This is a genomic window from Micrococcus sp. iso_239, from assembly GCF_056173395.1.
In genome coordinates this window covers 1,765,397-1,778,449 of the sequence record NZ_CM149672.1, presented here as the reverse complement: position 1 = coordinate 1,778,449, position 13,053 = coordinate 1,765,397, and the positions used below count along the sequence as shown (strand labels likewise).

Genomic DNA, 13,053 nt, shown 5'->3' with positions numbered 1-13,053 from the left:
CCGAGGAGACCACTCGATGAGCACCCCCACCCGCACGCGCGAGATCCACCTCGCCTCCCGCCCCCACGGCGCCCCGACGCCGGAGAACTTCCGCCTCACGGAGGTCGAGCTCCCCGAGCTCGCCGAGGGCCAGGTCCTCGTGCGCAACACCGTGATGTCCGTGGACCCGTACATGCGCGGCCGCATGAACGACGTCGAGTCCTACGTGCCCCCGTTCCAGCTCGACGCCCCCCTCGACGGCGGCGCGGTGGGCACCGTGATCGCCTCGCGCCACGCGGACGTGCCGGAGGGCACGTCCGTGCTCCACGGCCTCGGCTGGCGCGAGCACGCCGTCCTCGACGGCGACACCGTCCAGGTCGTGGACACCTCCCAGTTCTCGGACAGCACCTACCTGGGCGTGCTGGGCATGACGGGTCTGACCGCCTACACCGGCCTCGTGCACGTGGCCGAGATGCAGGAGGGCGACGCCGTCTTCATCTCGGGCGCCGCGGGGGCCGTCGGCTCGGTCGCCGGCCAGATCGCCCGCCTGCTGGGCGCCTCGCGCGTGGTCGGCTCGGCGGGCACGCCCGAGAAGGTGGCGCGGGTGAAGGAGCTGGGCTTCGACGCCGCGTTCGACTACCACGACGGCTCGCCCACCGATCTGCTGGCCGAGGCGGCGCCGGAGGGCATCGACGTCTACTTCGACAACGTGGGCGGCGACCACCTCGAGGCCGCCATCGCCGCGATGCGGGTCGACGGCCGCGTGGCGATGTGCGGCGCGATCGCCCAGTACAACTCGACGGAGCCGCCGGCCGCCCCGCGCAACCTCGCCCTGGCGATCGGCAAGTGCCTGACCCTGCGCGGCTTCGTCCTGCAGAAGTACGCAGCGCAGGTCCGCCCCGAGTTCCTGGAGCGCGTGGGCCCGTGGGTCGCCGCCGGGAAGATCCAGTGGGACGAGACCGTCCGGGAGGGGCTGGAGAACGCACCCCAGGCGTTCATCGACCTGCTCGAGGGTGCCAACACGGGGAAGATGCTCGTCCGGCTGTGACGGGCGACGGCGCACTCGGGGGCGGCATGGACACCTTCCGGCATCAGGGCCTGACCTTCGACGTCCGCGACGGCGGGCCGGCCGAGGGGGAGGTGGTCCTGCTGCTGCACGGCTTCCCGCAGGACGCCACGTCCTGGAGGCATGTCGAACCGCTGCTGCACGCCGCGGGGCTGCGCACGCTCGCCCCGGATCAGCGCGGCTACTCCCCGGGGGCCGCTCCGCGGGCGACGGCGGCCTATCGCCTCCCGGCGCTCGTGGGGGACGCCGTCGCGCTGGCGGACGCGGCGGGGGCGCGGCGCGTCCACGTCGTCGGCCATGACTGGGGTGGCGCCGTCGCCTGGGCGCTGGCCACCGCCCACCCCGAGCGCGTCGCGTCCCTGACGGTCCTGTCCACGCCGCACCCGGCCGCCCTGGCCCGCGCCCTGCGCGGCCCGGACCAGCTGCGCCGCAGCTGGTACATCGCCGCCTTCCAGGCACCGGCCCTCCCCGAACGGATCCTCTCGCGAAGGCTGGGCTCCCTGCTGCAGCGGGGGCAGGTCCCCGGGGCGGAGCACTACGCCCGCCGGTTCTCCACCCCGCAGAGCCTGCGCGGTCCGGTGAACTGGTATCGGGCGAACCCGGATCTGGTGACCACCACGCGCAGCGCGCCCGTGTCGGTCCCCACCACGTGTGTGTGGGGCACCCGGGACGCGGCCCTGGGGCCGCGGGCCGCCGAGCTCACGGCGGGGCAGGTGGCGGGGGAGTACCGGTTCGTGGCGCTCGACGCGGACCACTGGCTGCCCGAGCGCGAGGCGGACGCCGTCGCCCGGGCGATCCTGGACCGGGTGCGCTGACCCGCGCTCCGCGCGGGCCGCTCCCGCCGTCTCAGCGTGGCCCGACGGCCTCGGTGATCCGGTTCAGCTGGTCCATGAGGGCCCGGCGCTCGGCGACGTCGAGGGGGATCCGGGTGAGGGCGTCCGCCGGGACCGTCCGGGCGGACGCCCGCAGCGCCCGCCCCTCGTCCGTCAGCCGCACCAGCACGCGCCGCTCGTCGTGGACGTCGCGCTCCCGCGTGACGAGCCCCATGCCGGCCAGGCGCCGCACCAGGGGTGTGATCGTCCCGTTGTCCATGCCGAGCCGGTCCCGCAGCGCGCCGACCCCCAGCGCGCCGGCGGCGTCCGACGTCGACGCCTCCGTCTCGGCCGAGGCGTCACTCTCCACCTGCCACAGGGTGAGCATCACGAGGTACTGCGGGTAGGTGAGGCCGAGGCGGGAGAGCAGGGGGCCGTAGCCGCGCGTGACGGCGCGCGCCGCCCGGTGCAGGGCGAAGCAGAGCTGGTCCTCGAGGGCGAGGCTGGGGGTCGGCGCGGCATCCATGGGAGCGATTCTAGTGGTCGCTGGGGAGCGACTTGGTTGCGCGCGACCTAGCTGTTGTGGGTCATGAGGTTCTTGCCACGGGGTACGGGCTGAGATGAGACGAGCGGGCCTCTCCGGGCGTGTCAGATGGTCTGTGTAAGCCGTACCGAGAGGAACGGTAAGAATCATGACCATGATCGACGAGAAGAACCCAGGCGAGCCCTCGGGCCAGGACCTGGTCGAGCAGCTGAAAGCCTCAGGGCAGCTTGATGCCCTGTTCGCGCAGATCGACGCGGGCGGCGTCGAGCTCACCGGTGACGGCGGGTTCGTGCCCGCGCTGGTCAAGGCCGCGCTCGAGCGGGGCCTGCAGGCCGAGCTGACCAGCCATCTGGGCTACGAGAAGGGCTCGAGCGAGGCGCTGAAGCACGCCAACTCCCGCAACGGGACCACCCCGAAGACCGTGGAGTCCGAGGTCGGGCCGATCGAGCTGGACGTCCCGCGAGACCGGGGCGGGTCGTTCACCCCGCGCCTGGTGCCCAAGGGCCAGCGGCGCCTCGGGGGCCTGGATGACATGATCATCAGCCTCTATGCCGGCGGAATGACGATCCGGGACATCCAGCACCACCTGGCCTCCACGATCGGCACGGACCTGTCGCACGAGACGATCTCCAACATCACCGACGCCGTGAGCGAAGAGGTCCTGGCGTGGCAGTCGCGGCCGCTGGAGGAGTTCTATCCGGTGATCTATCTCGACGCAATCCGGATCAAGATCCGAGAGAACAGCCAGGTCCTCAACCGTGCCGCCTACATCGCCGTCGGCGTGGACCTCGAGGGCATCAAGCACGTGCTGGGGATCTGGGTCCAGGACACCGAGGGCTCGGCGTTCTGGGCCCACGTCTGCGCCGATCTCGCCAACCGGGGCGTGCAGGACGTGCTGATCGTGTGCTGCGACGGGCTCAAGGGCCTGCCGGAGGCGGTCGAGGCGACGTGGCCGGACTCGATGGTCCAGACCTGCGTGGTTCACCTGATCCGGGCCGCGATGCGGTTCGTGGCCTACCAGGACCGCAAGAAGGTCGCCGCCGCGCTGAAGCCGATCTACACCGCCCCCAACGAAGAGACCGCGAGGAAGGCGCTGGCCGAGTTCGAGGCCTCCGAGCTCGGCACGAAGTACCCGTCTGCAGCCGCGACCTGGGCGAACTCCTGGGAGCGGTTCATCCCGTTCCTGCAGTTCCCACCCATGCTCCGCAAGGTCATCTACACGACCAACAGCATCGAGTCGCTGAACTTCCAGCTACGGAAGGTGACCAAGAACCGCGGCCACTTCCCCTCGACCGAGGCGGCGGTGAAGCTGCTCTGGCTGGCGATCTGCAACATCGAAGACAAACGCGCCGCCGAACGCGCTCGGGACCGGGGCAAACCCGCCGGCCAGCGCAAAGCCCAGGGCCGGCTCGTCGAAGGTCAGGCCGTCACGAACTGGAAGCAGGCCCTCGCCCAGCTCGCCGCGGCCTACCCCGACCGGATCAACCCCTACCTGTGACCACCCCGCTTACACAGACAAGTTGACACGCCCGCCTCTCCCGCAGGATGGAAGTTCCTCAACAACCCACCTGCCCGAAAAGACCCACTCATGACTCACGCTAACGCACCCCTGACCCCGACCGGCCGTCTCAGGATGGTCCACCGCCACCTGCACGACGGGATCCCGCAGGCACACGTGGCCGCCGAGTTCCGGGTGAGCCGGCCCACGGTGGCCACCTGGGTCGCCCGCTACCGCGCCCAGGGAGAAGCCGGCCTTCAGGACCTGCCCAGCCGGCCGCACCGTTCACCTGCCCAGCTCGACCCCGAGGTGGTGGCCCAGATCCAGACCCTGCGCCGGGAGCGCAAGTGGTCAGCCCGCCGCATCCATCACCACCTCGTCTCCGAGGGCCACCGGGTGTGTCTTCGTACCGTGGGACGGTGGCTGCACCGGGCCGGGATCTCCCGCCTACGGGACCTGACCCCGGCCGGAGAAGACCTGCGCCAACGACCCCAGAAGATCACCGCGAGAGGGCCGGGGCACATGGTGCACCTGGACGTGAAGAAGATCGGGCGCATCCCCGAGGGGGGCGGCTGGCGTGCTCACGGCCGGGACTCCGAGAACGCGCGAGCAGCCAAGCGCGGGCCTGGCCGACGGGTCGGCTACACCTACCTGCACTCGGCGATCGACGGGTTCACCCGCCTGGCCTACACCGAGGCGTTGGAGGACGAGAAAGCGGTGACCACGATCGGGTTCTTCTGCCGGGCGCGGGCGTTCTTCGCCGCCCACGGGATCCGGATCGACAGGGTGATCACGGACAACGGCAACAACTACCGGGCCGTGGACTTCACCCGGAAGGTGGTCTCGCTCGGGGGCCGGCACCACCGGATCCGCCCCTACACCCCGCGCCATAACGGGAAGGTGGAGAGGTACAACCGGCTGATGGTGGACGAGGTCCTCTACGCCCGCCCGTACACCTCAGAGCAAGCTCGGCGTGAGGCCCTGGCGGTGTGGGTGAACCACTACAACTACCATCGGCCTCATACCTCCTGCGGAGACGCTCCTCCGGCCTCACTGGCCCCGGCCCGAGTCAACAACGTCATGCCCTCCTACACCTAGCCGGGTGGCAGGCTGGAGCCGACTCGTCCCGCACGGGGCGGGCGGATGAAAGGACCTCCCATGGAGACCATCTACACCGCCGAGGCGCTCAGCACCGGCGCCGGCCGCGACGGCCATGTCCGCACCACCGACGGGCGGGTCGACCTCGACCTCGCCGTGCCCACCGAAATGGGCGGCTCCGGCCAGGGCACCAACCCCGAGCAGCTGTTCGCCGCCGGCTACGCCGCGTGCTTCCACTCGGCCCTGCAGATGGTCGCCCGTGCCTCCCGTGCCGACATCACCGACTCCTCCGTCGGCGCGCGCGTGGGCATCGGCCGCCAGGGTGAGGGCTTCGGCCTGGAGGTCACCCTCGAGGTCGTGATCCCCAATGTCCCCGCGGATCAGGCCCGCGCCCTCATGGAGCAGGCGCATCAGGTGTGCCCCTATTCGAACGCCACCCGGGGCAACATCGACGTCGTCCTCGAGCTCGGGGAGGCGTGATGACGAAGCACCGGCAGTCCGTCCCCCTCTCCCAGACCGCCGCCCGCCTCGGCCTCGGTGGGTTCATGACCGCCGCGGGGCTGTCCCACCTCACCGTGGCGCGCCGTGAGTTCCGCGCCCAGGTGCCCTCGTGGGTCCCGCTCCCGGCAGACCTCGTGGTGCTCGGATCCGGCGTGGCCGAGATCGGCCTCGGGGCCGCTCTGCTGGCGCTCCCCGGGCAGCGCCGCCTGACCGGCACCGCCCTGGCGGCCTTCTACACCGCGATCTACCCCGGGAACATCGGGCAGTACGCCGAGCGCAAGGACGGCTTCGGGCTGGACACGGACGGTCGCCGCCTGGCGCGGCTGTTCGGCCAGCCCGCCCTCATCGCGGCCGCCCTGTGGGCCGCGGGAATCCCCGAGCGGGAGCAGGGCGGGCGCGGCTGACGCCGTCGCCGGTCCTGCGGCCCTGGGCCGGCTCCGGGCACGTGCCCGGAGCCGGCGTGATCTCACCCTGCCGCGAGGCGCGGCCCACTGTAGGGTGCCCCGTCGCAGGTGTCCCGCAGGTGTCCCGCAGGTGTCCGGACCGGCGGGCCGTCAGCCGTGACGCATCGTCCCGGTCTCGAGGAAGCGCTGGTGCCAGGACAGGGCCTCGCCCAACAGGTGCGGGGTGTGCAGGCCGCCCGACTCGCGCATCGCGCGGTCGAAGTAGTCCCGCAGCTGCTCCCTGTAGTCCGGGTGCGCGCACGTGTCGATGATCGTGCGGGCGCGCTGCTTGGGGGAGAGGCCGCGCAGGTCGGCCAGCCCCTGCTCCGTCACCACCACGTGCACGTCGTGCTCGGTGTGGTCCACGTGCGAGACCATCGGCACGATGCAGGAGATGTCCCCGCCCTTGGCCGTGGAGGGGGTGAGGAAGAACGACGTGAACGCGTTGCGGGCGAAGTCGCCGGAGCCGCCGAGACCGTTCATCATCTTCGTGCCCATCAGGTGCGTGGAGTTCACGTTGCCGTACAGGTCGGCCTCGAGCATGCCGTTCATGGCGAGGATGCCGAGGCGGCGCACGAGCTCGGGGTGGTTGGAGATCTCCTGGGTGCGCAGGATCAGCTTGTCCCGATACTTCGCGGCGTTGTCGTTGAACCGTTCGGCGGCCTCGGTGGACAGGGAGAACGCGGTCGCGGACGCGGTCGCCAGGGTGCCGGAGTCCAGGGCGTCGAGCATGCCGTCCTGCACCACCTCGGTGAACGCGGACAGGCCCGTGAACCGGGACTTCACCAGCTCGGACATCACCGCGTTCGCGATGTTGCCCACGCCCGACTGCAGCGGCAGCAGCCGCTCGTCGTACCGGCCCTGGGCCACCTCGTGCTCGAAGAAGTCCACGAGGTGCTGGGCGATCGCGATCGAGTCCGCGTCGGCGGGCTTGAAGGGGGAGTTGCGGTCCGGGGCGTGGGTCTCGACGACGGCCACCACCTTGGCCGGATCGCACCGCAGGTACGTCTCACCGATGCGGTCCGCGGGGTGGGTGAGCATGATCGGCGTGCGGTGCGGGGGCAGCGCGGTGCCGTAGTAGACGTCGTGCAGGCCCTCGAGGTCCTCGCTCTGCCATGAGTTGACCTCGAGGATCACCTGATCCGCCAGGTCGATCCAGGACTTGTTGTTGCCCACGGAGGAGCTGGGGACGAGACGGCCGTCCTCGCGGATCCCGGACACCTCGATCACCGCGGTGGTCATGGGCCCGTAGAAGCCGTTCCACACGGTCTGCGCCAGGTGAGACAGGTGCGTGTCGATGTACTCGATCGCGCCCGCGTTGATCTTGGCGCGCATCGTCGGGTCCGACTGGAACGGGGTGCGCAGCGCGACGGCGTCCGCCTCGGCCAGCGCACCGTCCATCTCCGCGGAGGTGGACGCCCCCGTGTGGAGGTTGATGCGGAACTCCTCGCCGCGCGCGTGCAGCTCCTTGGCCCGCTCGGCCAGCGCCATCGGCACGGCCTTCGGGTAGCCGGACCCCGTGAACCCGCTCATGCCCACGGTGGTGCCGTGCTGGATGAACGCCGCCGCCTCCGCGGCGGACATCACCTTCGACCGGAGGCCGGGGTGGTGGATGCGGGACGACATGGGTGAGGCCTCCGTGCGGGTGAGACGAGTCGAGCGAGAGCGCTGTGACGTGGAACAGCGATCAGCGTACCCGCGTCACGGGTGGCCGTGGGGATGATCACGCCGGAGGTCGCCGAGCCCGACCTGCGTGATCGACGACGGCGAACAGGGCTCGGCACTCCGGGTCGGCGCGCCTAGGCTCGGCGGCATGCGAGCACTCGTCCTCCAGTCCTACGGTGGCCGTGAGGCCATGGCCCTCACCGACGTCCCCGCCCCCACGGCCGGCGCCGGCGAGGTTCTGATCCGCACCCGCGCGGTCGGCCTCAACCCCGTCGACGCGATGCATCGCGAAGGCGACTTCAAGGCCATCGCCCCCGACGACTTCCCCACGGTCGCCGGCAACGAGCTCAGCGGCATCGTCGAGACCGTGGGCGCCGGGGTGACCGCGTTCGCCCCGGGTGACGCGGTCATCACCCGCGTGGACCCCTCCGGCCACGGGGCGTTCGCCGAGCTGGCCGCGGTGCGCGCGGACTGGGTGGCCGCCGCGCCCGCCCGCATGCCCCTGACGGACGCGGCCGGCCTGCCGCTCGCCGGCCTGACCGCTCAGCAGGCACTCGGCCCGGAGCACCTGGACCTGCGGCCCGGGGAGCGGCTGCTGATCACCGGGGCCGCCGGCGGCGTCGGGCTGATCGCCACGCGCCTGGCACACCTGCGCGGCGCGCACGTGACCGTGACCGCCTCCGCGGCGGGTGAGCCGTACGTCCGCGAGGCCGGCGCCGACGCGGTGATCGACTATCGCGCCCGCACCGTCGCAGAGGGGGGCGAGCGCTTCGACAAGGTGTTCGACCTCATCGGCGGTGATCAGATGGCCGAGCTGCTCGGCTCGATCGAGCCCGGCGGCCGGCTGGTGACCATCGCGGGCCCGCCGAGCCCCGGCAGCCTTCGTGAGACCGCGCGCCCGTCGCGTCGGCCGCTGGCCGCCGTCGTCTCCCGGGTGGCCAGTGCGAAGGTGCGCCGGGCCGCGAAGAAGGCCGGGGTGACCTACGAGTTCTTCCTCATGCATCCGGACGGGGCGGGCCTGGCCGAGCTCGTCCGGCTCGTGGACGCCGGCGAGCTGGCCGTGACCGTGGACAGCCGCTACCCCCTGGCCGACTGGGAGCAGGCGTTCGAGCGTCTCGAATCCCACCATGCCAAGGGCAAGGTGCTGCTCGAGTTCTGACCGGCGGGCGCGTCGGCGCCGGCCTGCCCGGGCCGGCACCGCCTCGTATCCTGGCCTCGTGCACCCGTCTGTGAGCGAGCCCCTCACCCGACTGCCGGACGGCACCGTCAAGCAGCGCAACCCCTTCACCGGCACCGAGGTCTGGACCGTGCCCGGCCGCGGCCACCGCCCGCTCGGCCTCGTCCGGCCCGCCCCGCAGCCGCTCGACCCCGCCCAGCACGGCCGGCACTGCGCCTTCTGCGAGCACCGGATGCTGGAGACGCCGCCGGAGAAGTCACGCATCGTCTCCATGAGGGCCGACGACGGCGCCCCGGCCTGGCAGATCCTGCGGCACCCGGCCGCGGAGCGGCTCGAGGAGACGACCCCGGCCTTTCGCCGGGTCCCCAACCTCTTCGAGATCCTCAGCTACGACTACTGGCGTCTCAACCACGGCTATGAACTTCCCCCGGACGCGCGCCGCCGCCGTGACGAGTACCTGGCCACCGAGGCCGGCCGCGCCCACGTGCGCGCCGTCGTCGCCGCGAAGCTGCGCGCCTCCGGCCGCTCCGCCGAGGAGGCGGCGGCGATGTCCGAGGCGGAGCTGATCGGGGCGTCGGCCGCATTCTTCGGCGGCACGCACGACGTCGTGATCGCTCGGCGGCACTTCGTCGACGGGGCCGTGGACGACCACCAGCTGGCCTCCTCGGGCACCCTCACCCCGGACGAGCACCACGCGTTCCTGGCCCTGACCGCCGACGCGATGCGGGACCTCTACGCAACCACGCCCGCCGTGCGGTACGTCTCCGTGTTCCAGAACTGGCTCAAGCCCGCCGGCGCCTCCTTCGACCACCTGCACAAGCAGCTCGTGGCCATCGACGAGGTCGGCGCGCAGAACGTCGCCGCCCTGGACCGGCTGCGGGAGGACCCGCAGGTGTTCAACCACGCCGCGCTGGACGTGGCCGTGGCGCACGACCTGATGATCGCCGCGAACGAGCACGCCGTGATGTTCGCCGGCTTCGGCCACCGGTATCCGACGGTCGAGGTCTACTCCACGAGCCCGGTGGGGCAGCCGTGGCGGCAGACCGCGGCCGAGCTGCGCGCCGTCTCCGACCTGCTGCACGCCGCCCACGCGGCCACCGGGCCCGATGTCCCCTCCAACGAGGAATGGCACACCCGCCCGCCCGGCGTCGCCTCCCCGATGCCCTGGCGCGTGATGCTCAAGTGGCGCGTCTCCACCCTCGCCGGCTTCGAGGGCGCCACCAAGATCAACGTCAACACGATCAGCCCGTGGGACGTGCGGGACCGGGTGCTGGCGCGGCTGCGGGAGCTGCGGGCGGCGGGCGCGCTCGCGGACGGGATGCGGATCGGGGCCGACGCGCGGGTCCGGCCGGGCGCCCTGCGGTACGCCGACGGAGCGGCGAGACTCACCCCTCCGCGCGGTCGGTAGCGTGGGCGCCATGGCCCTCCACCTGCAGCGCTACCGCGAGATCGCCCACGTCATGGCCCGCAACGGCCTCAGGGCCACGGCCGTGCAGGCCGGGCTCTCCCGGTGGCTGCCCCTCGAGGAGGGGGAGCCGCACCTGGGCATCGACGCCGAGGCCCGCCCCGAGCTGTTCGTGCGCACGTTCGAGGAGCTGGGCGTCACCTTCGTGAAGCTCGGGCAGCTGATCTCGGCGCGCCCGGACCTGTTCCCCGAGGCCTACTGCGCGGCGTTCGCCCGCCTCACGGACAGCACGACGGCGGTGCCCTTCGAGGCCGTCGCCCGGACGGTCGAGGAGGACCTCGGCGCCGACGTCGACACCCTGTTCGCCTGGTTCGACCGGGCGCCCCTGGCCACCGCCTCCATCGGTCAGGCCCACCGTGCGCGCCTGCACGACGGGCGCGCCGTCGTCGTGAAGGTCCGCAAGCCCGGTGTGGTGGAGCAGGCCCAGGCGGACCTGGAGATCCTGCGGACGCTGGCGGCCACGTGGTCGCGGGCCTCACGGACCTTCGCCGACCTGGACGTGCCGGCCATGGTGGACGAGTTCGACCGCTCGCTGCGCGCCGAGCTCGACTACGTGGTGGAGGCGCGGGCCTGCGAGGAGATCGCCGCCGGCTTCCGGGACACCCCGGGCGTGCGGTTCCCGTGGATCGAGTGGGACCTGACCACCTCGCGCGTGCTGACCATGCAGGAGCTCTCCGGGCTGCGCGTGGACGACCTGGCCGGACTCGACGCCGCCGGCATCGACCGGGAGGAGCTGGCGTACCGGGCCGCCGACGTGCTGCTGGCCATGGTGTTCGAGCACGGCGTGTTCCATGCGGACCCGCACCCGGGCAACCTGTTCATCGAGCCGGACGGGACCGTCGGGTTCATCGACTTCGGCTCCGTCGGGCGGATCTCCCCGTCCCTCCGGCGCCGGTTCGCGGGCCTGGCCATGGCGCTGGCCCGGCAGGACACCGACGGGCTGGTGCGGGCCCTGCTGGACATCGCCCCGCCGCGCGGCCCGGTGGACCGCCGTCGGCTCCGGCTGGAGGTGGCCCGGATCGTCGGCCGCCTCGAGGGGCGCGAGCTCGAGGACATCCGCGTGGCGCAGCTGGTCTCGGAGATCTTCGCCCTGGTGCGGCGCCACCGGCTGTCCCTGCCGCCCGAGCTCGTGCAGCTGCTGCGGATGCTGATCATCGTGGACGGCATCGGCCGCCGCCTGCACCCCGGCTTCGACTACACCCGCGTGCTCGACCCCTTCGCCCTACGCCTTGTGGGGGAGCACCTCGACCCCCGGCGGGTGGCGGGCCGGATCGGCCGGGCCACGATCGCGGCGGCCGAGCTCGGCATCGACCTGCCGGAGTACGCCCGCAAGGTGATGGAACGCATCGACGACGGCGGGATCGACGTCACCGTCCGCGCGAGCGAGCTCGAGCCGCTCGTGACGCGCCTCGAGCGGACGGGCGACCGGGTGGTGGCCGCCATGGTGGTGGCCGCGATGATCACCGGCGGCACGAACGTGCTCGTGGCGTACAAGGACCGGCTCGGCCGCTTCGCCGGGCCGGTGGTGGCCGCCGGCGGCGCCGCCCTGACCGGCGGCAGCGCCTATCTGGCCTGGATCAGCCGCCCGCGGCGTCGCCCCCGCTGAGGGCCGTGGGCGGGGTCAGTCGTCGGGATCATGCCCGCACCAGACCGGCCGCGGTGCAGGCCGTCTCGAAGTCGTCGAGGCCGAACGCCTGGATCGGGCTGACGACGCCGGCCTCGCGGGCCTGTCCTGCGGCGAGCTGCCGGGCGCCCCAGGCCATGAGGTCCCCGGTCAACGTGTAGGCGTTGGGGCCGCTCAGGTGGACGTCCGCCACGATGCGGCCGGCCGCGTCGCGCGCGATCGCCCCGACCCGGGAGCCCGTGCGGGCCCGGTCTGCGGCGTCGGGGCCACCCGGGTCGCCGGCCAGGGGCCGCAGCAGGGCCTGCACGCCGCGGGCGACGCCGGGGAGCCACCCCACCGCGCCGAGGGCGGCGGCGCCGATCTGCGTGGGCCGGGCCGGGAACCAGCCGTTGAAGACCTCGACCTCGTCCAGGCCGGGCTGCATCCGCGGCAGGAACAGGGACTCCGTGCCGCCGAACAGCACGCCGCGGCGGTCCTGCCCGTCGACCCGGAAGACGGCCGACCGGCTGGCCGGGCCCGTGGTCGCCAGCCGCCCGCCGCGCCACGTGATCGTCCGCTCGGTGAGGGCGCCCACCATCGTCTGGCGCGTCCCGTGGCTGAGGTCGACGCGCGGGTCCAGCTCGCCGTCGGCGAAGTAGCCGATCTGCAGGGACCGTGCGCGTCCACCGGCCTCCGCCAGCGCGAGCCCGCCCGCGAGCATGCCCGGCGCGTAGTCGAAGCCGAGGGCGGGCAGCAGGGTGGCGCCCGTGCGTCGGGCGGTGGCGTCCAGGTCCGCCTTGAGGTCCTTCACGAAGCCGACCTCACCGGTCGAGTCCACGTAGTGCGCGCCCCGCTCCGCGGCGGCGCGGGCGACCGGTCGGCCGTAGCGTTCGAAGGGGCCGACCGTGGAGACCAGCACATCGCCCTCCGTGACCAGGGCCCTCAGCGAGGCGGGGTCCCCGGCGTCGGCGACGGCGACCTCCAGCCCGTCGTGCCGCCTCGCCGCGTGCTGGAGCGAGTCCCGGTTCCTGCCCGCCAGCACGGGCCGTGCGCCCTGGGCCACGAGGGCGTCCACGACGAGGGATCCGGCGTAGCCCGTCGCGCCGAGCACGATGATGCGGGGGGCGTCGGGGTGGTCGAGGTGCAGGGGAGAATCCGTCATGGCCCCACGCTAGGCCGCGCACGCGGAGACCTCACGGGCT

The 13,053-nt window shown here is 72.7% G+C and carries 12 protein-coding genes; 9 read left to right on the top strand and 3 right to left on the bottom strand.

Going from position 1 to position 13,053, the window contains the following annotated elements; all coding sequences use genetic code 11:
- Positions 1-16 precede the first annotated feature (16 nt).
- Positions 17-1,027 (top strand): NADP-dependent oxidoreductase, encoded by a 1,011-nt coding sequence (locus tag AC0VX2_RS08195; protein ID WP_144869076.1) that lies wholly within the window; start codon positions 17-19, stop codon positions 1,025-1,027.
- Positions 1,028-1,053: 26 nt separating this feature from the next.
- Positions 1,054-1,860: an alpha/beta fold hydrolase gene (locus AC0VX2_RS08190; protein ID WP_069941702.1), complete on the top strand. Its 807-nt coding sequence runs from the start codon at positions 1,054-1,056 to the stop codon at positions 1,858-1,860.
- Positions 1,861-1,891: 31 nt separating this feature from the next.
- On the opposite strand, the gene AC0VX2_RS08185 is transcribed toward AC0VX2_RS08190, so the two are convergent.
- Positions 1,892-2,383, bottom strand: coding sequence for a MarR family winged helix-turn-helix transcriptional regulator (locus tag AC0VX2_RS08185; protein WP_069941692.1), 492 nt, complete (start codon positions 2,381-2,383; stop codon positions 1,892-1,894).
- A 172-nt stretch (positions 2,384-2,555) separates the two neighbouring features.
- Here AC0VX2_RS08185 and AC0VX2_RS08180 point away from each other — a divergent pair, with 172 nt between their 5' ends.
- The 4 genes from AC0VX2_RS08180 to AC0VX2_RS08165 all read left to right on the top strand — a co-directional run bounded on the left by AC0VX2_RS08180 (position 2,556) and on the right by AC0VX2_RS08165 (position 5,902).
- Positions 2,556-3,899 carry an IS256-like element ISMlu11 family transposase gene (locus tag AC0VX2_RS08180; RefSeq protein ID WP_044658726.1) on the top strand — a complete coding sequence of 448 codons (1,344 nt, stop codon included), beginning with the start codon at positions 2,556-2,558 and terminating at the stop codon, positions 3,897-3,899.
- Positions 3,900-3,989: 90 nt separating this feature from the next.
- Positions 3,990-4,997 (top strand): IS481 family transposase, encoded by a 1,008-nt coding sequence (locus tag AC0VX2_RS08175; RefSeq protein WP_447126998.1) that lies wholly within the window; start codon positions 3,990-3,992, stop codon positions 4,995-4,997.
- Positions 4,998-5,057: 60 nt separating this feature from the next.
- A complete protein-coding gene (locus tag AC0VX2_RS08170) occupies positions 5,058-5,477 on the top strand; it encodes an organic hydroperoxide resistance protein (RefSeq protein ID WP_063190262.1) in 420 nt (139 codons plus the stop codon).
- Entirely contained in the window at positions 5,477-5,902 is a 426-nt protein-coding gene (locus AC0VX2_RS08165; RefSeq protein WP_069941691.1) for a DoxX family protein, read from the top strand. Before AC0VX2_RS08170 ends, AC0VX2_RS08165 begins: the two co-directional genes overlap by 1 nt.
- Positions 5,903-6,052: 150 nt before the next feature.
- Here the strand turns inward: AC0VX2_RS08165 and AC0VX2_RS08160 are convergent, their stop codons facing one another.
- A complete protein-coding gene (locus tag AC0VX2_RS08160; RefSeq protein ID WP_069941690.1) occupies positions 6,053-7,567 on the bottom strand; it encodes an acetyl-CoA hydrolase/transferase family protein in 1,515 nt (504 codons plus the stop codon).
- A 187-nt stretch (positions 7,568-7,754) separates the two neighbouring features.
- Here AC0VX2_RS08160 and AC0VX2_RS08155 point away from each other — a divergent pair, with 187 nt between their 5' ends.
- From AC0VX2_RS08155 to AC0VX2_RS08145, 3 genes are all read left to right on the top strand, one after another.
- The gene (locus tag AC0VX2_RS08155; protein ID WP_049145898.1) at positions 7,755-8,765 is read left to right on the top strand and encodes an NADP-dependent oxidoreductase; all 1,011 of its coding nucleotides are present in this window, start codon (positions 7,755-7,757) and stop codon (positions 8,763-8,765) included.
- Between the two features lie 70 nt (positions 8,766-8,835).
- Positions 8,836-10,191 (top strand): DUF4921 family protein, encoded by a 1,356-nt coding sequence (locus AC0VX2_RS08150; RefSeq protein ID WP_182488745.1) that lies wholly within the window; start codon positions 8,836-8,838, stop codon positions 10,189-10,191.
- 10 nt (positions 10,192-10,201) lie between these two features.
- A complete protein-coding gene (locus tag AC0VX2_RS08145; RefSeq protein ID WP_069941701.1) occupies positions 10,202-11,854 on the top strand; it encodes an ABC1 kinase family protein in 1,653 nt (550 codons plus the stop codon).
- Between the two features lie 28 nt (positions 11,855-11,882).
- Here AC0VX2_RS08145 and AC0VX2_RS08140 read toward each other — a convergent pair whose 3' ends face one another.
- Positions 11,883-13,013 (bottom strand): saccharopine dehydrogenase family protein, encoded by a 1,131-nt coding sequence (locus AC0VX2_RS08140; protein WP_122054477.1) that lies wholly within the window; start codon positions 13,011-13,013, stop codon positions 11,883-11,885.
- Positions 13,014-13,053 lie beyond the last annotated feature (40 nt).